Annotated in this window: 15 protein-coding genes; 7 read left to right on the top strand and 8 right to left on the bottom strand. The window is 73.9% G+C overall.

Features of this window, described 5'->3' with window-relative positions:
* The first annotated feature begins 131 nt into the window (after positions 1 to 131).
* Both ABTY61_RS13320 and ABTY61_RS13325 read left to right on the top strand, forming a co-directional pair.
* Positions 132 to 1,367: a serine hydrolase domain-containing protein gene (locus ABTY61_RS13320; protein ID WP_350505079.1), complete on the top strand. Its 1,236-nt coding sequence runs from the start codon at positions 132 to 134 to the stop codon at positions 1,365 to 1,367.
* 118 nt (positions 1,368 to 1,485) lie between these two features.
* On the top strand, positions 1,486 to 2,604 hold the full coding sequence (locus ABTY61_RS13325) for an alpha/beta hydrolase (RefSeq protein ID WP_350505080.1): 1,119 nt from the start codon (positions 1,486 to 1,488) through the stop codon (positions 2,602 to 2,604).
* A gap of 15 nt (positions 2,605 to 2,619) precedes the next feature.
* On the opposite strand, the gene ABTY61_RS13330 is transcribed toward ABTY61_RS13325, so the two are convergent.
* From ABTY61_RS13330 to ABTY61_RS13340, 3 genes are all read right to left on the bottom strand, one after another.
* Complete coding sequence (locus tag ABTY61_RS13330) at positions 2,620 to 3,336, bottom strand: DsbA family oxidoreductase (protein WP_350505081.1); 717 nt, start codon at positions 3,334 to 3,336, stop codon at positions 2,620 to 2,622.
* 189 nt (positions 3,337 to 3,525) lie between these two features.
* Entirely contained in the window at positions 3,526 to 4,050 is a 525-nt protein-coding gene (locus ABTY61_RS13335; RefSeq protein WP_350505082.1) for a P-loop nucleotide/nucleoside kinase family protein, read from the bottom strand.
* Positions 4,051 to 4,167: 117 nt separating this feature from the next.
* Complete coding sequence (locus tag ABTY61_RS13340; RefSeq protein ID WP_350505083.1) at positions 4,168 to 4,887, bottom strand: chitinase; 720 nt, start codon at positions 4,885 to 4,887, stop codon at positions 4,168 to 4,170.
* A gap of 232 nt (positions 4,888 to 5,119) precedes the next feature.
* Between ABTY61_RS13340 and ABTY61_RS13345 the strand changes: the two genes are divergently transcribed.
* Complete coding sequence (locus ABTY61_RS13345) at positions 5,120 to 7,108, top strand: tetratricopeptide repeat protein (RefSeq protein ID WP_350505084.1); 1,989 nt, start codon at positions 5,120 to 5,122, stop codon at positions 7,106 to 7,108.
* Positions 7,109 to 7,212: 104 nt separating this feature from the next.
* Here ABTY61_RS13345 and ABTY61_RS13350 read toward each other — a convergent pair whose 3' ends face one another.
* Complete coding sequence (locus ABTY61_RS13350; protein ID WP_350505085.1) at positions 7,213 to 7,404, bottom strand: DUF6011 domain-containing protein; 192 nt, start codon at positions 7,402 to 7,404, stop codon at positions 7,213 to 7,215.
* A gap of 42 nt (positions 7,405 to 7,446) precedes the next feature.
* Between ABTY61_RS13350 and ABTY61_RS13355 the strand changes: the two genes are divergently transcribed.
* Entirely contained in the window at positions 7,447 to 8,214 is a 768-nt protein-coding gene (locus ABTY61_RS13355) for a TetR/AcrR family transcriptional regulator (protein ID WP_350505086.1), read from the top strand.
* A 24-nt stretch (positions 8,215 to 8,238) separates the two neighbouring features.
* Here the strand turns inward: ABTY61_RS13355 and ABTY61_RS13360 are convergent, their stop codons facing one another.
* Complete coding sequence (locus ABTY61_RS13360) at positions 8,239 to 8,637, bottom strand: winged helix-turn-helix transcriptional regulator (protein ID WP_350505087.1); 399 nt, start codon at positions 8,635 to 8,637, stop codon at positions 8,239 to 8,241.
* Positions 8,638 to 8,732: 95 nt separating this feature from the next.
* On the opposite strand from ABTY61_RS13360, the gene ABTY61_RS13365 reads away from it, so the two are divergent.
* Both ABTY61_RS13365 and rarD read left to right on the top strand, forming a co-directional pair.
* Positions 8,733 to 9,581: an SDR family oxidoreductase gene (locus ABTY61_RS13365; protein ID WP_350505088.1), complete on the top strand. Its 849-nt coding sequence runs from the start codon at positions 8,733 to 8,735 to the stop codon at positions 9,579 to 9,581.
* Between the two features lie 180 nt (positions 9,582 to 9,761).
* Positions 9,762 to 10,766, top strand: coding sequence for an EamA family transporter RarD (gene rarD, locus ABTY61_RS13370; RefSeq protein ID WP_350505089.1), 1,005 nt, complete (start codon positions 9,762 to 9,764; stop codon positions 10,764 to 10,766).
* Positions 10,767 to 10,778: 12 nt separating this feature from the next.
* Here the strand turns inward: rarD and ABTY61_RS13375 are convergent, their stop codons facing one another.
* From ABTY61_RS13375 to ABTY61_RS13385, 3 genes are read right to left on the bottom strand one after another with little or no spacing between them, the layout of a single operon-like run.
* Positions 10,779 to 11,726 carry an ABC transporter permease gene (locus tag ABTY61_RS13375; RefSeq protein WP_350505090.1) on the bottom strand — a complete coding sequence of 316 codons (948 nt, stop codon included), beginning with the start codon at positions 11,724 to 11,726 and terminating at the stop codon, positions 10,779 to 10,781.
* A complete protein-coding gene (locus ABTY61_RS13380) occupies positions 11,713 to 12,756 on the bottom strand; it encodes an ABC transporter ATP-binding protein (RefSeq protein ID WP_350505091.1) in 1,044 nt (347 codons plus the stop codon). The genes ABTY61_RS13375 and ABTY61_RS13380 overlap by 14 nt, the downstream gene beginning before the upstream one ends.
* A gap of 3 nt (positions 12,757 to 12,759) precedes the next feature.
* Positions 12,760 to 14,040, bottom strand: coding sequence for a LolA family protein (locus ABTY61_RS13385; RefSeq protein ID WP_350505092.1), 1,281 nt, complete (start codon positions 14,038 to 14,040; stop codon positions 12,760 to 12,762).
* A gap of 181 nt (positions 14,041 to 14,221) precedes the next feature.
* Between ABTY61_RS13385 and ABTY61_RS13390 the strand changes: the two genes are divergently transcribed.
* The gene (locus ABTY61_RS13390) at positions 14,222 to 16,810 is read left to right on the top strand and encodes a bifunctional FO biosynthesis protein CofGH (RefSeq protein ID WP_350505093.1); all 2,589 of its coding nucleotides are present in this window, start codon (positions 14,222 to 14,224) and stop codon (positions 16,808 to 16,810) included.
* Positions 16,811 to 16,941: the final 131 nt, after the last annotated feature.

The following is a 16,941-nucleotide window of genomic DNA, read 5'->3' on the forward strand; positions in this document are numbered from 1 at the left end:
TGAGTCCCGAGGCGGGGTCGGGGCCGGCTCAGGGGCCGGTCAGGGGCGGACCCGATATCCGACGCCCGGGCGGCTCGGCAGGATGGACGACGTCGCAAGCACCCGCCGAGCCGATCCACGGAGTCCCGCCCATGAAGCCCCTCGCTCGTCGTGCCGCCACCCTCGCCCTGGCCTGCTCCGCCCTCGCCGCCCTCACCGTCGGCGCGGGCGGCGCCCAGGCCTTCGCCGCGAGCGGGCCGAACACCGGTGCCACCGAGGCCCCCGGGGGCACCGCGGCATTTCCGGCGCTGAACCCGGCCGCCCTGGAGGCCGCGATCCAGACCCGGCCCGCCGACGGCTCCGCCGGTGCGATCGTCCGGGTCGGCGAGCCGGGCCAGTTGTGGAAGGGCTCCACCGTCGACAGCCAGACCGGCCGCAAGATCCCGGAGAACGCGCACTTCCACGCCGGCAGCATCTCCAAGGTCTTCCAGTCGACCGTCACCCTCCAGCTCGCGGCCGAGGGCCGGCTCGACCTCGACCAGACCGTTCAGCACTACCTGCCCGGCCTGCTCCCGGACACCTTCCAGCCGATCACCGTGCGTCAGCTGATCAACTACACCAGCGGCCTGCCGGACGTGGACGAGGGCAAGCCCGACGCCGGCGTCGACGACACGATCGCGAACCGCTACACCTTCCGGACCTTCGACGAGGTCATCCAGGACACCCTGCGCCCCGCCGACCGCCCGTGGCCCGGACCGCACTTCGCCCCCGGCACCGAGCAGGAGTACAACTCGCTCGCGTTCCGGATCGGCGGCAAGCTCATCGAGCGGATCACCGGCAACTCCTTCAAGGAGGAGGTCACCGACCGCATCCTGGGGCCGCTGCACCTCGACCAGACCTCGGTGCCCGAGGACGACTCCGAGCTGCCCCGGCCGTACCTGCACGGCTATATGACCGACAGCCGGGGCGAGGCGGTGGACGTCAGCGAGCAGGGCGGCACCCCGTCCAACATGATCTCCACCCCGGCGGACCTGGACCACTTCATGACCGCGCTGTTCCAGGGCCGCCTGCTGCCCGCCGCGCAGCAGAACGAGCTGTTCACCCTGCCCAAGGACGACGAGGGCAAGCTCGTCCCGTTCGTCGGCGGCACCTCCTGCAACAAGGTGGCCTGCTTCGGTGCCGGTCTGATGTCCACGCCGCTGCCGAACGGCGCCGTGCTCTGGGGCAAGACCGGCCACGACGACGGCTACGCCAACGGCATGTTCGCCACCCGCGACCTGTCCATCCGGGCCGTGTACTCGGTCTCGAACCTCAGCTCCGACTTCGCGGTCCCGAGCCCGCTGGCCGACCGCCTGCTGGGAGCCGTCCTGGCGCCTCCGGCCTGGTAGGTGCCCCGGCCGGGGACCGTCTCCGGGGAGCGGGAAGTCGGCCCCGCCGACTTCCGGTGCGCGATTCGTGACCGCCTCGGGTGCAACCGAACACCCGTTGCCACCCGTTTCAGCTGGTGTGAAGCTCACCGGCACCCCGTTCTTCGTCCTCGCGCTCCTCCTCGTCCCGCTCTCCGTGGGCCTCCTGATGTACCTGTGGAACCGGGTGCGCGGGCCGCAGGCCCTGCGCTTCGGGTCGCGGCTGCTGATGGTGGCCTTCGCGCAGGCCACGGCGGTGACGCTGGTGTTCGTGGTGGTCAACAACGACAACCAGCTGTACGGCAGCTGGGACGACCTGCTCGGCACCGGCAACCACGTGCGCGCCGTGCCCGTCCCGCCCCCGGCGGACGCGACGGCGGCGGCGAACGCGCCCGACCAGCCCAAGGTGGTGCAGCAGTTCGGGCCGGTGGACGACGACGCGGTGCCGAAGGACGTGAAGACGACCCAGCTGAAGGGCCGGGTGTCCGGGGTGGACGGCGAGGTGCTGGTCTGGACGCCGCCGCAGTACGACGACCCGGCGTACAAGGACAAGAAGTTCCCGGTGGTCGAACTGCTCGCGGGCTTCCCCGGCTCGTCCAGCGCCTGGTTCGGCAGCATGAACGTCTCCAAGCAGCTGGCGCCGCTGATGAAGTCCGGCCAGATCGCGCCGTTCATCCTGGTCTCGCCGCGCGTCGTGCTGCTCGGCAGCCACGTCGACACCGGCTGCGCGGACGTGCCGGGCAAGGTCAACGCCGAGACCTGGCTGGCGCGCGACGTGCCGCAGATGGTGCTCGACAACTTCCGCGCCGAGCCCGGCCCCGAGCACTGGGGAGTGGCCGGCTACTCGGCGGGCGCGCACTGCGCCGCCCGGCTCGCGCTGGGGCACCCGAACCGGTACCACGCGGGCGTCAGCCTCTCCGGCTACAACGACCCGGCGGGCGAGCCTGCCTCGCTGACCGCCAAGGACGCTCACCTGCGCGAGATCTCCAACCCGGTCTACCTGCTCCAGCACGCCCAGACGCCGCCCAACGTCGCCCTGTACGCGACGGGCAAGAAGGGCGACGGCTTCGAGGACGCCCAGGCGCTCCAGAAGAACGCCAAGGCGCCCACGGTCATCACCCCGGTGGAGGTCAACGGCCCGCACCTGACCTCCACCTGGCAGCCGCTGGTGCCGTCGGTGTTCACCTGGCTCACCCAGACCATCGGCAAGACCGGCTGAGCGGCCGGAGCCCGGTCACCGCTGCGGCAGCTCGCAGCCGTCCGGCCCGCAGGCCTCGGCGTCGCCGGGCGCGCCGACCTGGACCAGCGGGGTCGGCACCCGGCTCTCCCAGGCCTGCTCCAGCGCCATGGTGAAGGTCTCGGCGGGCTGGGCGCCGGACACCCCGAGCCGCCGGTCGAGGACGAAGAACGGCACGCCCGTCGCCCCCATGGCGCTCGCCGTCGCCTCGTCCTCGCGCACCGCCTCCGCGTACGCCTCCGGGTCGGCCAGCACCGCGGCCGCGGCCTCGCCGTCCAGCCCGGCCCCGACGGCCAGCTCGACCAGTCGGCCGGGGTCGAAGGCGGAGCGCTCCTCGGCGAAGTTGGCCCGGTACAGCGCGTCCAGCAGCTCGGCCTGCCGGCCGTGCTCGGCGGCGAAGTGCAGCAGCCGGTGCATGTCGAAGGAGTTGGCGGCGTCCCGCCCGTCGGACAGGTACGGCAGGCCCTCGCCGCGCGCGTTCTCGGCGATCCGGGCCTCCGCCGCCTCGGCCTCGTCCAGGCTCAGCCCGTACTTGGCGGCGAGCAGCGGGATCAGCGGGCGGGCCGTGCTCGGCGCGTGCGGGTCCAGCTCGAAGGAACGGTGGACGACCTCCACCTCCTCGCGGTGCGGGAACGCCGCCAGGGCCCGCTCGAACCGGGCCTTGCCGATGTAGCACCACGGGCAGTTGATGTCGCTCCAGATCTCCACGCGCACGGCGCCGCGCTCCTTCCAGCCGCACGCGGACCGTCCGCGCCGACCTCCTTGCCAACACCGTCGCCGACCTGAATATTTCTTGACCTGAAATGTTCAGGTCCTCGGAGTCGGCCACCCGGCGACCGCCCGCTCGTAGCGGCTCGTCCGGAGGGCCCGGTACGTCCTCCCGTGGCTGCCGCCTGAGCGGCGTCAGGTGAAGGACGGCCAGCGGTCGGCGGCCCAGCTGTGCCAGTCGGCCCAGGGGGCCGGGGGCGGGTCGAGGCGGTGGCCTGCCAGCTCTCCGGCGTCGGGTTCTTCGAAGTGGGCGCGGCCGTCCAGGATGGCGGCCTCGGTCATCGGGAAGGTCTCGTCCGGGGTGGTGGCCCAGCGGTGGGCGATGCGGGCGCGTTGGGTGTCCTGGTCCACCGGGAGGTAGAGCAGCCGGCAGGACGCCCCGGCCGAGGCCGCCAGCCAGCGGATCGCGGAGCGTTCATCGCGCCCCCAGCAGCCGAAGTCGACGACGACATCGGCCCCCGCGCGCAGGGCGCCCAGGCCGAGGGAGAGCAGGCGGCCTTCGAGGACGTCCCGTTTGCCGTCGGCCTCGGCCAGGCCGAACAGCGGGAGCATCCACTCGTCGGGGCTCAGCCGGACCGCTCGGTGCTCCTCGGCGAGCCGGCGGGCGAGTGTCGTCTTGCCGGCGCCGGGCAGCCCGACCAGCAGGAACAGGGTCGTCATGCTCGCATGGTGGCAGCCGCGGCGTGCCCGGTGCGAACGCTTTTGCCCGTGGAACGGGAGGTCGGCCGGCCGACCTCCCGCTCCGGGGGCAGCGCCGCCCGGGGCGGCGGATCGGGGTCAGCAGGAGATGCTGCCGCCGCCGACGTCGGTGCCGAGCACGCCGGTGAACTGCTTGAACAGGTTGATCCGGTCGTTGCGCTCGTCCGGGTTCTTGCCGTTGCACTCCAGGTCGCCGTTGATGCTGCGGATGGTCTCGCCGAAGCCCCGGTTGTTGACGATGGCGTCGTGCGGGGTCATCGTGCCGGCGCCCTTCTGGGTGTCCCAGAACCAGAGGGCGGTCTTCCAGGAGACGGCCGGGTCGGTCTGCACCAGGTTCGGGTTGCGCAGCAGGTCGATGTGCAGGGCGTCGCCCGCGGCCTTGTAGTTGAAGTTCCAGCTGATCTGCAGCGGTCCGCGCCCGTAGTAGGCGGACTTCCCGGCCGGACAGCCGTAGGGCTGGGAAGTGTCGCAGTAGTGGCTGTAGTTGGCGGTGTTCTGCTCCACGACGTACTTGAGCCCGCCGGTCTCGTGGCTGACGTTGGCCAGGAAGGCGGCGGCCTCGCGCTTGCGGGTGGCGTTGTCGCCGGTGGCGGTGAAGGCGGGGTAGGCGCCCAGGGCGTCGGTGAGGCCCCGGTACGTGTAGAAGGAGTTCCGGCTCGGGAACATCTTGTTGAACTGGGCCTCGCTGACCACGAACGAGCCTGCGGCGGAGGCCGGGGCGGCGGTCGGGCCGGTCAGGGCGAGGGTGCTCAGCACGGCCACCGAGGCGGCCGTGGCGAGGGTGCGGGAAAGCGTCATCGTTCCTCGTCGGGTGTCGTGGAGGGAGAGGTGCTTCGCGCTCGAAGCGCCGGTGCCATCGTGGTCGGCGGCGCCCCGGGATCCGCACTCTTCCGAGGTCTAAACCACTCGTACGGGTTATATCCGGTCGGGGAGTTGGGGCGATCTCACCGCAGGGTGATCATCCGGCAGTCGTACACACCGGATAGCCTCATCCGCGCACGACACCAGAGCGGACCCCGGGGGACAGGGCATGGCGCACACCGACGACGAGGGCGACGACCGGCTGGCGGCCGAGGGCGAGGTGGCCGTCGCCCGGCTGGCGATCGACTCCGGCGACCTCGGCCACGCCGCCGACCACCTCGCCGACGCCATCCTCGCCGACCCCCAGCTGCCCGAACTGCACGAAGCCCTGGCCGAGTTGTGCGCCGCCGCGGGCGGCCCCGCCGCGGCCCGCGAGCTGTTCCCGCTGGACGGCGAGGTCTACCTGGGCACGGTCGTCTGCCGCGCCCACGTGGAGGCCGCCGCCGGGGACTGGGACACCGCCGTCAGCCTGCTCGCCTCGGCGATCCAGTACGAGCCGGCCCGCCCCTGGGCGCACGCCGCCTGGCTCGCCCGCGAGGACCTGCCCGTCCTGGTCGACCCGGACGCCGTCGCCCAGGCGGCGGCCCGCGCCGCCGGAGCGCTGCCCGACCCGCTGCCCACCGAACTCGCCGACGCCGTCAGGCCCTTCGAGCGCTTCCTGCGGGCCGTGGTGGCCCACCACCCCGAGCACCCGCTGCTGCTGGCGATGGCCTCCGGCCTGACCCGCCGCTTCGGCGCCACCACCCGGGCGGTCGAACTCGCCGAGCGGGCCCACCGGCTGGCCTCCGGCTACCTGCCCTCCGTGATGCTCGGCAACGCCCTGCGCGCCGACGGCCGCCCCGAGGAGGCGCTCGCCGTCTGGGAGGCCGAACTGGCCCGGGTCGCACCGGACGACGGCAACTCCAGCAGCTACCTCGCCGTGGACGTCGCCGAGCTGTACGGCACCCTCGGCCGGCCCGCCGAGGGCCTGCCCTGGCTGGAGCGCGTCCTCGCCACCGAACCGGGCCACCCCAAGGCCGGCCCCGCCGTGCACGGGCTGCGGCACGCCCTCGACGGCGACGCGGCCCACCTGCTCGCCCTCGCCGACCACCACCGCGACCACCCCGACCACGAATACGCCCAGGACCTGCTGGAGCGGCTCAGCCACCGGGAGCCCTGGCTCGGCATGGTCTCCGGCGCCACCGAGGCGACCGTCAACGTGCTGCACCAGGTGCTCGGTTCCGCCGGCACCGGCCGCGACACCGAGATCGACTGCACCGCCTCCGCCGTCGAGCCGCCCAGCTCGGTGCTGGCCGTGCAGCTCGCGCTGCCGCGCTCCACGGTGTCCTACCGGTCCGTCGGCGAGCCCGACCCCCGGCTGCCGCTGACCGAGCCCACCACCCGGATCTGGGCCTGGGACGGCACCGACCCCCGCCCGGCCGTCGCCGCGCCCGCCCCGTCCAGCGCCGACCTCGTGCGCGCCACCGCCGAGATCGTCTGGCCGACCGTCCCCGCCGCCTACGACCACGCCGTCCGGCTGGCCGGGCTCCCGCTGGACGAACTGCTCGGCGTGCTGGTCCACCCGCCGACGCCCCGGGAGGACGACCTCGGCCGCGCGCTGCTCGCCCACCAGCCCGAGCTGTGGGTGCGCGCCGTCCAGGCCTTCGCCTGCCTCGGCATCGCCCACCACCGCACCGACCAGCCCTGGGAGGGCTCCGAGCGCCGCCGGGTGCTGCGCGACCTGCTGCTCGGCCCGGAGGACTGGGTGGTCGAGGCGGCCGGCTTCGCCCTGGTCGCGATCGGCTGGACCCACCCCGACGCGCGCGCCGACGTCGCCGGACTGCTGCGGCAGCGGCTGCACTACAGCGCGGAGGCGAGCCGAAGCCGGGTGGTGACGATCCTCCGCTCGTACTGCGCCCTGGTGCTCGCCGCGCCGTGGGCGGAGCAGCCCGACCGCGAGCTCGCCCGGCGACTGCTGGACGAGGCCGACGCGCGGGACGAGGCCGACGCGCGGGACGCCGAGGAGGTGGAGGAGGCCCGGGAGGTCGAGGCGGCCGGGGAGGGCGAGGAGCCCGGTCCGACGGAGCCCGAACCGCCGCAGCGGCAGTACCAGCAGCGGTCGGAGGAGCCGGGGCCGTCCCGCCCCGGCCTGTTCCGCCGGCTCTTCGGCCGCTCCTGAGGCCCGCGCCTGACGCCCGTTCCCGAGCCCGTTCCTGAGGTCCGTTCCTGAGCCCGTTCCTGAGGCCCGCCCCGACGGCCGGACGGCCTGGACGCCGGACGGCCCTACACGCCCGGCAGGGTCTCCTGGTCGACGTCGTACCGGGCGACCCGCTCCGCCGGGTCCCGGCACTCCGGCCCAAGCCGGAGCATCCGCGACTCCGGGTCGTGCAGCGGCCGGTGGCAGCGCCGGCAGGTCACCCGGGGGCGGAGGGCCTGGGTGGTGTCCGTGCCGGGGAGTGGCTCAGGGCTCGTCATGGGGAGACGGTAGCCGCCGCCTCCCGTGGGAGGATCCTCCGCATGGCCACCGACCGCAGCAGTGCCGGAGACCCGGCGCGCACCCTCGCCCTGCTCTGGGGGCTCACCGCCGAGGAGAAGCCGGGCCGGCGCGGCCCCCGGCAGGCCCGTTCGACCGGCGAGATCGCCGCCGTCGCCATCGCCCTGGCCGACTCCGAGGGCGTGGACGCCGTCACCATGCGCCGGGTCGCCCAGGAGCTGGGGCTGTCCCCGATGGCCCTCTACACCTACGTGCCGGGCAAGGCCGAGCTGCTCGACCTGATGCTGGACACCGTCTACGCCACCATGCCGCGCAGCACCCCGGCGGACGCGGGCTGGCGGTCCCGGGCCACCGCGGTCGCCGACGACAACCGGGCGCTGTTCCGCGCCCACCCGTGGGTCGCCGCCGTGTCCACCAGCCGTCCGCCGCTCGGCCCGGGCCTGATGGCCAAGTACGAGTACGAGCTGCGCGCCCTGGAGGGCACCGGCCTGCCCGACGTCGAGCTGGACGCCGCGCTGACCCACCTGCTCGGCTTCGTCCAGACCTGCGCCCGGATGGCCGCCGACGAGCGGGCCGCCCGGCAGGACAGCGCGCTGACCGACGCCCAGTGGTGGCAGGCCAACGCCGAGCTGCTGGCCCGGGTCTTCGACCCCGAGCGGCACCCGGTCGCCGCCCGCGTCGGCGCCGCGGCCGGGGAGGCGCACGGCGGCGCGTACAGCGCGGACCACGCGTACGCCTTCGGCCTGGCCCGCGTGCTGGACGGGCTGGAGGCCCTGATCAGGGAGCGGTAGCGGGGAGCGGTAGACGCGTCCTGGTCAGGACGCGGCGGCCCGCCCGTCGTACTCCTCGCGCGCCGTGAGCACGGCGGCCACCCGCCGCTCCGACCAGTGGGCGAGCGCCGCGACCAGCTCCGCCGCCTCCCGCCCGAGCGGGGTGAGGCTGTAGTCGACCCTGGGCGGGATCACCGGGTGCGCCTCGCGCAGCACGAAGCCGTCCCGCTCCAGCGTCTGGAGGGTCTGGGCGAGCATCTTCTCGCTGACCCCGGAGACCTGCCGCCGCAGTTCGCTGAACCGGTAGCCGCGTTCGCGCAGCGCGCCGAGGACGAGCACGCCCCAGCGGCTGGTGACGTGCTCCAGCACGCCCCGGGACGGGCACATCCGGTCGAAGACGTTCGCCGGGGGCAGCTCGCTCACCTGCATGACGCTTACCTTCATATCAGTACCATACTTTGAAGTGCGTACTTTCGAAAGGTTAGTGCAATCCCTAGGGTTAGTTCCGAGGCCAGAGCCACCAACCGAAGGAGCACCCCATGTACGTCGTCACCGGAGCCACCGGCCAGCTCGGCCGTCTCGTCGTCGAGGGCCTGCTGGCCGCGGTCCCCGCGAGCGAGGTGGCGGTCGCCGTCCGCTCCGCCGGGAAGGCCGCCGATCTGGCCGAGCGCGGGGTCGACGTCCGGGTGGTCGACTACGACCGGCCGGAGAGCCTGGCCGGCGCCTTCGCCGCCGGAGACCGGGTGCTGCTGATCTCGGGCAGCGAGGTCGGCCGCCGCATCCCGCAGCACCGCGCCGTGGTCGAGGCCGCGAAGGCCGCCGGGGTCGCCCTGCTCGCCTACACCAGCATCCCGGGGGCGGCGACCTTCCGGCTGGCCGACGAGCACAAGGCGACCGAGGAGCTGATCCTCGCCTCCGGCCTCCCGTACGCCTTCCTGCGCAACGGCTGGTACACCGAGAACTACCTGGGCGACGCGGCCGGCACCGTCGAGCGCGGCGTGGTGCTCGGCAGCGCCGGGGACGGGCGGGTCGCCACCGCCCCGCGCCAGGACTACGCGGACGCGGCGGTCGCCGTGCTGCTGCGGGAGGACGGGCCGAACCGGGTGTACGAGCTGAGCGGCGACGCTGCCTGGAGCCTGCCCGAGCTGGCCGCCGAGCTGGCGCAGGCCTCCGGCAAGCCGGTCGCGCACCGGAACGTCACCCCGGCCGAGCACCTGGACGTCCTGGTCGGCGCGGGCCTGCCGCAGGGCTTCGCGGAGGCCCTGGTCGACGTGGACGCGGGCATCGCGCGCGGCGAGCTGGCCGGCACCCCGGGCGACCTGGCCCGGCTGATCGGCCGCCCGACCGTCCCGCTGGCGGAGTCCGTCCGCGTCGCGCTCGGCGCCTGAGGCGGACGCCGGCCCGGCCCGGCCCCGGCGACCTCCGACCGTCGCTGACCGGCCCGAACGCCGGGCCTGTCCCAGCATGCAAGCACTGTCATGACCAAAATCCGGAAACGGAGATGACAGGCTGCCCTCCCGCCCGCTACCGTCGCATCGATATTCGCGCGCGCGGGAGGGCACTCGGCCATGCCACAGACGACCCAGCAGGACAGCGGCCGAGGCCTCTGGTACGGCATGGCGGCCTACGGGATCTGGGGGCTCTTCCCCCTGTTCTGGCCCCTGCTGGAGCCCGGCGCCGCCGACGACATCCTGGCCAACCGGATGGTCTGGTCCCTGGTCGCGGTGGTGCTGATGCTGGTCGCCCAGCGGCACTGGAGCTGGATACGCCCGCTGCTGCGCCAGCCCCGCCGGCTCGCCATGCTGGCCGGCGCGGCCACCGTGATCTCCGTCAACTGGGGCGTCTACATCTGGGCCGTCAACAACGGCCACGTGGTGGAGACCAGCCTCGGCTACTTCATCAACCCGCTGGTCACCATCGGCTTCGGTGTCCTGGTGCTCAAGGAGAAGCTGCGCGGTGCGCAGTGGACGGCCGTCGGCATCGGCGCGGCCGCCGTCGCGGTGCTCACCGCCGCCTACGGGCAGCTGCCCTGGATCGCGCTCACCCTGGCGCTCTCCTTCGCCACCTACGGCCTGCTGAAGAAGCAGGTCGGGCTGAGCGGGCTGGAGAGCCTGGCCGCGGAGAGCGCCTTCATGTTCCCCTTCGCCCTCGGCTACCTGGTCTACCTCGAGGTCAGCGGGCGCGGCACCTTCGGGCACACGGTGGCCGGCTCGTACGGCTGGGGGCACTCCGGGCTGCTGATGCTCAGCGGGGTGATCACCGCGATCCCGCTGCTGTTCTTCGGCGCGGCCGCCGTCCGGGTGCCGCTGACGGTGCTCGGCCTGCTGCAGTACCTGGCGCCGGTGTTCCAGTTCCTGATCGGCGTCGCGGTGTTCCACGAGTCGATGCCGCCCGCACGCTGGGCCGGCTTCGCCCTGGTGTGGGCCGCGCTCGCGATGCTCACCTGGGACGCGCTGCGCCAGGTGCGGGCCGACCGCGCCGGGCGGGCCGCGGCCGTGCCGCAGCCCGCCCCTGCGGCGGAACCCGTGGCGGAGCCCGCGGCGGAACCCGTGACGGAGCCCGTCACCCGCTGACGGGCCCGCCGGTCACGCGCTGATGTCGCGGCTGGTGAACCGGGCCCAGGCCGCCGAGCCGAACACGGCGACGTAGGCGGCCTGCAGGCCGAGGTCCTTCCACACGCCGTCCCAGTACATCGGCTCGCGCAGCAGGTCCGAGAAGCTCATCCAGTAGTGGGTGAACAGGAACGGCCGGATCGCGTCCAGCTGCGGGAAGGCGTCCAGGATCTGCACCGTGATCACCAGCCCGACGGTCGCGGCCATCGCCGCGATGCCGCTGCCGGTGAGGGTGGAGACGAACAGCCCGATCGCCACCAGCCCGGCCAGCGAGACCGCGACCACCCCGGCCACCAGCACCGCCCGCAGCAGGGCGTCGCCGAAGCCGATGGTGTCCCCGGAGATCAGAGTGACCTCGCCGAGCGGGAACAGGGTGGCGCCGGTGGCCAGCGCCGTCACCGCGACCGCCGCGGTGGCCGCCAGGCAGAACACCAGCCCGGCGGTGAACTTGGCGGCCAGCAGCCTGGTCCGCCCGGCCGGGGCGACCAGCAGGTAGCGCAGCGTCCCGGTGGCCGCCTCGCCCGCCACCGAGTCCCCGGCGACCACGCCGACCGTCATCGGCAGGAAGACCGGCAGGGCCACCGCCAGCGCGGTGAACACCAGGAACAGGCCGTTCTGGGTGGTCTGCGCGATGAAGCTCGGGCCGCCGCCGCCCTCGTGCGGGCTGTCGGTGTTGAGCTTGACCACCACGCCGATCAGGATCGGCAGCAGCGCCAGGATGCCCAGCAGCACCTTGGTGCGCATCCGGCGGAACGTCAGGTGCAGCTCGTTGCGGAACAGCGCCAGGAAGCCGGACGCGGTCTGCGGCCGCCGACCGGTCACCGGCACCGTGCCGGCCCCCGTCGTCCCGGCACCCGCCGTTCCGGCACCCGTCGCCGCGGCGCCGGTCACCGCAGCCCCCGTCGCCTCAGCCTGCGACATCGAAGCCCTCCCCGGTCAGCGCCACGAAGGCGTCCTCCAACGTGCCCCGCTCCAGCCCGAACCCGTGCACCCGGACCCCGGCCTCGACCAGTGCCGCGCACAGCTTGGGCAGCGCCTCGTCGTCGCCGGCGCCCAGCTCGCCGTCGACCCGGTCCTCGCCGGGTACCAGCGCGCCCACCTGGTGGGCGGCCAGCACCTCGGCGGCCTGCGCCACGTCGGGGGTGCGGACCACCAGCCGCCCCTGGGCCCGGGCGGCCAGCTCGGCCACGGTGCCCTGGACGACCAGCCGGCCCCGGGACATCACCGCCGCGTGGGAGCAGACCTGTTCGATCTCGTCCAGCAGGTGCGAGGAGAGGAACACCGTGGTGCCCTCCGCCGCGACCTCCCGGACCAGCGCCCGGATCTCCCGCATGCCCTGCGGGTCCAGCCCGTTGGTCGGCTCGTCCAGCACCAGCAGCTCGCGCGGCTGCAGCAGCGCGGAGGCCAGGCCCAGGCGCTGCTTCATGCCGAGCGAGTAGGCGCGGGCCTTCTTCCCGGCGGCGGCGCTCAGGCCGACCCGCTCCAGCGCGGTCTCGACCCGCTGCCGGCGGGTGCGCGGGTCGGCGGTCGGGTCGGCGGCGTCGAAGCGGACCAGGTTGTCCCGGCCGGAGAGGAAGCCGTACAGCGCCGGGCCCTCGATCAGGGCGCCCACCCGGGGCAGCACGGTGGCGACGGACCGCGGCATCGACTCGCCGAGCACGGTGGCCGCGCCGGAGGTGGGGGCGATCAGGCCCATCAACATCCGGATGGTGGTGGTCTTGCCGGAGCCGTTGGGGCCGAGGAAGCCGAACACGGAGCCGCGCGGCACGGTCAGGTCCAGGCCGTCGACGGCGAGCTGACCGCCGGGGAAGCGCTTGGTCAGGCCGCGGGTCCTGATCACGTCGTCGGTGAGGGAGACGGGGGGAGCGGAAGGAGCGGGGGCCGGGCGCGACGCGGCGCCCGGGCCCCCGGCCGACTCCGTAACGTCCCCCGTTACGGGAGCCTCGGTCATCCGTCAGTTCACCCCGGCGGCGTGCTGGAGGACCGGCAGGGTCACCGCACCGGCGAAGACCCGGCCGTCGTCGGTGAGCAGGACGTTGACGACCTTGGTGCTGATCAGGGTGCCGCCGCCGACCGGCTTGCCGAGCGACTTCACCAGCGCCTGCGGGTTCATCGAGGGCTTGCTGCGGTGCTTGCCCTGCTTGCCGTCGGCCTTGCCGTCGCCCTGCGAACCCTGCTCGGGCGCACCGACGCTGCTGGGCAGCTCGGTGGAGACGACGGCCGTCCAGCCCTCGCCGATCACGTCGACCCCGTCGTGGCCGCCCTTGCCCTGCTCGCCCTGGGCGTCGTGCTTGCCCTGCTTGCCCTCGGCGCCCTTGGCCGCCTCGTCCGCCTTCTTCTCCGTCACCTTGGCGCCCTTGGGCACGGTGAAGTCGAAGGTCTTGGCGGCCGGCTTGGCGAAGGAGACGTCGGTGAAGTGCACGTCCAGCACGGTGGAGCCGTCGGTGGACTTCACCGCCACGGCCAGCGGCACCCCGTTGTCGGCGGCGACCGAGATCCGCACCTCGGCGATGGTCGAGCCGGACTGGGTCGGCTTGACGCTCAGCTGGTAGGCCTTCTGCCCGGCCACGTTGGCCGTCCCGGCCACGGTGACCGAGGTGGTGCCGGCGCTGCCGGTCAGGAACTGCTTGGCGGCCTCCTGCGGGGTGGTCGGCACCCCGGTGAGCGGGGTCTTCGGCTTCCCGGCGTGGTCGGCGTGGTCGGCCGGCCGCCCGGTCATGTGCAGGGCGGTGTTGGTCGAGCTGTCCCAGGCCCAGCTCTGGTCGCCGTTGTGGACCAGGGTGTAGCCCGCCATGTCCTCCATCAGGTCGACCCGCTGACGGTCCGGGCCGTCCACCGCGACCCGCAGCGTCCGGTCGCCGCCGAGCAGGCCGAGCAGCTTGGCCTGCGGGTCCGCGGTCGCGCCGCCCCCGCCGCCGCCGTGCCCGGCCGCCGCGCCGAGGCTGCCCGCGGCCGCGCCCAGCAGCTGGCTGGGCACCCCGAGGTCGGTGGAGACGGAGACCGTCCCGGACAGGGTCTGGGCGTCGGAGCCGAGCGCCTTGGCCACCACCTGCTCGGCGGACAGCTGCGGCAGGTCGGGCGGCGAGTCGGCGGCCAGCGCCGGCACCAGCCCGACCCCGGCCGCGATCACCGCGGCGACCGCCACCGGCACCCCGGCGCGCACCAGGGTGCGCCGCCGCGAGCGGTACGGCACCCCGCCGTCCGAACGGTCGTCCCCCGCCGTCTCATTGGTCATGGCGTCCTCAACTCCTCTACGAACCCGTGCGTTTGGTCCTGCTCCTCCATTAGAGGCCGGTGCCGCCGCCACGTCATCGCCCTGCAGGGGCACTTCGAGGTGAACCTGGTGGGTACATCGACCCTGAGAGCGCCTCAGGGTTCCGTCATCCCGCCGTACCACCCTGGCGTAGGGTCGCGCCATGGACGGAACCGCCACGGACGCAAGCAACCCTCCGACCGCGAACGCCATGCGACGCGCCCTTCGTCGCGCCCGGGACGGCGTGGCCCTCGACCTCACCGAGGCCGCCGTGCTGCTCCAGGCCAGGGGCGCGGACCTGCTCGACCTCTGTGCGAGCGCCGCCCGGGTGCGCGACGCCGGCCTGGAGGCGGCCGGCCGCCCCGGCGTCATCACCTACTCCAAGAGCGTGTTCATCCCGCTCACCCGGCTCTGCCGCGACAAGTGCCACTACTGCACCTTCGCCACCGTCCCCGGCAAGCTGCGCCGGGCAGGCCACGGGATGTTCATGTCCCCGGACGAGGTGCTGGAGGTGGCCCGGCGCGGGGCCGAACTCGGCTGCAAGGAAGCCCTGATCACGCTCGGCGACAAGCCCGAGGACCGCTGGCCCGAGGCCCGCGAGTGGCTGGACGCGCACGGCTACGACGACACCATCGCCTACGTCCGGGCGATGTCGATCCGCATCCTGGAGGAGACCGGCCTGCTGCCGCACCTCAACCCCGGGGTGCTCAACTGGACGGACTTCCAGCGCCTCAAGCCGGTCTCGGCGTCCATGGGCATGATGCTGGAGACCACCGCCACCCGGCTGTGGAGCGAGCCCGGCGGCCCGCACTTCGGCTCCCCGGACAAGGAACCCGCCGTCCGGCTGCGGGTGCTGGAGGACGCGGGCCGCAGCTCCGTCCCCTTCACCAGCGGCCTGCTGATCGGCATCGGCGAGACCTACCAGGAGCGCGCCGAGTCGCTGTTCGCCCTGCGCAAGGTCTCCCGGGCCTACCACGGCGTCCAGGAACTGATCCTGCAGAACTTCCGCGCCAAGCCGGACACCGCGATGCGCGGCATGCCCGACGCCGAACTGGACGAGCTGGTCGCCACGGTGGCGGTCGCCCGGCACCTGCTCGGTCCGACCGCCTGCCTCCAGGCGCCGCCGAACCTGGTCGACGGCGAGTACGAGCGGCTGATCGCCGCCGGCGTGGACGACTGGGGCGGCGTCTCCCCGCTCACCCCGGACCACGTCAACCCCGAGCGCCCCTGGCCGCAGATCGACCGCCTCGCCGAGCGCTCCGCCGCGGCCGGCTTCACCCTGCGCGAGCGCCTCGCCGTCTACCCCGAGTACGTGCTGCGCGGCGAACCCTGGCTGGACCCGCGGGTGCTGCCGCACGTCCGCGCCCTGGCCGACCCGGCCACCGGCCTGGCGAACCCGGACGCGTCCGTCCAGGGCCGCCCCTGGCAGGAGCCCGAGGACCTGCCGGAGTCGTACGGCCGGACCGACCTGCACACCGCCGTCGACACCGAGGGCCGCACCGGCGACCGCCGGGCCGACTTCGAGGACGTGTACGGCGACTGGGAGGTGCTGCGCGAGCAGGTGCTGGCCAAGGGCGCGCCCGAGCGCCTCGCCGGGGACCTGCGCGAGGCGCTGGCGGTGGCCGCCGACGACCCGACCAGGCTCACCGACGAGCACGCGCTGGCGCTGTTCCACGCGGACGGCCCGGCCCTGGACGCCCTGTGCCGGATCGCCGACGACGTCCGCAGGGCGGCGGTCGGCGAGGACGTCACCTACTGCGTCACCCGGAACATCAACTTCACCAACGTCTGCTACACCGGCTGCCGCTTCTGCGCCTTCGCCCAGCGCCGCACCGACGCCGACGCCTACACCCTCTCCCTGGAACAGGTCGCCGAACGGGCCGCGCAGGCCTGGGAGGTGGGCGCCACCGAGGTGTGCATGCAGGGCGGCATCCACCCGGACCTGCCCGGCACCGCCTACTTCGACATCGCCCGCGCGGTGAAGGAGCGGGTGCCCGGCATCCACGTGCACGCCTTCTCCCCGATGGAGGTGGTCAACGGCGCCACCAGGACCGGCCTGTCGATCCGCGACTGGCTGCAGCGGGCCAAGGAGTCCGGCCTGGACACCATCCCCGGCACCGCCGCCGAGATCCTCGACGACGAGGTCCGCTGGGTGCTCACCAAGGGCAAGCTGCCGGCCGCGACCTGGGTCGAGGTGGTCACCACCGCGCACGAGCTGGGCATCCGCTCCTCGTCCACCATGATGTACGGGCACGTGGACACCCCCGCGCACTGGCTCGGGCACCTGCGGCTGCTCGCCGGGATCCAGCAACGCACCGGTGGTTTCACCGAGTTCGTCACCCTCCCGTTCATCCACACCAACGCCCCGGTCTACCTGGCCGGCATCGCCCGCCCCGGCCCGACCGCCCGGGACAACCGGGCCGTGGTCGCGATGGCCCGGCTGCTGCTGCACCCGCACATCCCCAACATCCAGACCAGCTGGGTCAAGCTGGGCGCGGAGGGCGCCGCCGAGATGCTCCGCTCCGGCGCCAACGACCTCGGCGGCACGCTGATGGAGGAGACCATCTCGCGGATGGCCGGATCGGCGTACGGCAGCTACAAGTCGGTGCGCGACCTCCAGGCGATCGCCGAGGCGGCCGGCCGCCCGCACCGCCAGCGCACCACCCTCTACGGCGAGGTGCCCGCCGAGCGGCGGGAGGCGGCACTCGCCTCGGACGGGCACCTGCCGGAGCTGCTGCCCGTCCTCGACTGAGACCGGGCAACCGGGACCCCGGCCGCCGTTCGGGCGGCGGCCGGGGCGTGGGCCGTAGGGGGCGGTACGGGCAGGGGCTGTGCGGGTAAGGACGGTTCCGGCCGGGGCCGGGCGGGGGCGGCGGACTCCGT

The organism is Kitasatospora sp. NPDC096128 (assembly GCF_040303105.1).
Taxonomy (GTDB): domain Bacteria; phylum Actinomycetota; class Actinomycetes; order Streptomycetales; family Streptomycetaceae; genus Kitasatospora.

Excerpts from the sequence above, each read along its gene's own strand:
- ABTY61_RS13320 (WP_350505079.1), top strand. The coding sequence starts at position 132 with ATGAAGCCCCTCGCTCGTCGTGCCGCCACCCTCGCCCTGGCCTGCTCC.
- ABTY61_RS13335 (WP_350505082.1), bottom strand. The coding sequence starts at position 4,050 with ATGACGACCCTGTTCCTGCTGGTCGGGCTGCCCGGCGCCGGCAAGACG.
- ABTY61_RS13340 (WP_350505083.1), bottom strand. The coding sequence starts at position 4,887 with ATGACGCTTTCCCGCACCCTCGCCACGGCCGCCTCGGTGGCCGTGCTG.
- ABTY61_RS13345 (WP_350505084.1), top strand. The coding sequence starts at position 5,120 with ATGGCGCACACCGACGACGAGGGCGACGACCGGCTGGCGGCCGAGGGC.
- ABTY61_RS13350 (WP_350505085.1), bottom strand. The coding sequence starts at position 7,404 with ATGACGAGCCCTGAGCCACTCCCCGGCACGGACACCACCCAGGCCCTC.
- ABTY61_RS13355 (WP_350505086.1), top strand. The coding sequence starts at position 7,447 with ATGGCCACCGACCGCAGCAGTGCCGGAGACCCGGCGCGCACCCTCGCC.
- ABTY61_RS13360 (WP_350505087.1), bottom strand. The coding sequence starts at position 8,637 with ATGAAGGTAAGCGTCATGCAGGTGAGCGAGCTGCCCCCGGCGAACGTC.
- ABTY61_RS13365 (WP_350505088.1), top strand. The coding sequence starts at position 8,733 with ATGTACGTCGTCACCGGAGCCACCGGCCAGCTCGGCCGTCTCGTCGTC.
- rarD (WP_350505089.1), top strand. The coding sequence starts at position 9,762 with ATGCCACAGACGACCCAGCAGGACAGCGGCCGAGGCCTCTGGTACGGC.
- ABTY61_RS13375 (WP_350505090.1), bottom strand. The coding sequence starts at position 11,726 with ATGTCGCAGGCTGAGGCGACGGGGGCTGCGGTGACCGGCGCCGCGGCG.
- ABTY61_RS13380 (WP_350505091.1), bottom strand. The coding sequence starts at position 12,756 with ATGACCGAGGCTCCCGTAACGGGGGACGTTACGGAGTCGGCCGGGGGC.
- ABTY61_RS13385 (WP_350505092.1), bottom strand. The coding sequence starts at position 14,040 with ATGACCAATGAGACGGCGGGGGACGACCGTTCGGACGGCGGGGTGCCG.
- ABTY61_RS13390 (WP_350505093.1), top strand. The coding sequence starts at position 14,222 with ATGGACGGAACCGCCACGGACGCAAGCAACCCTCCGACCGCGAACGCC.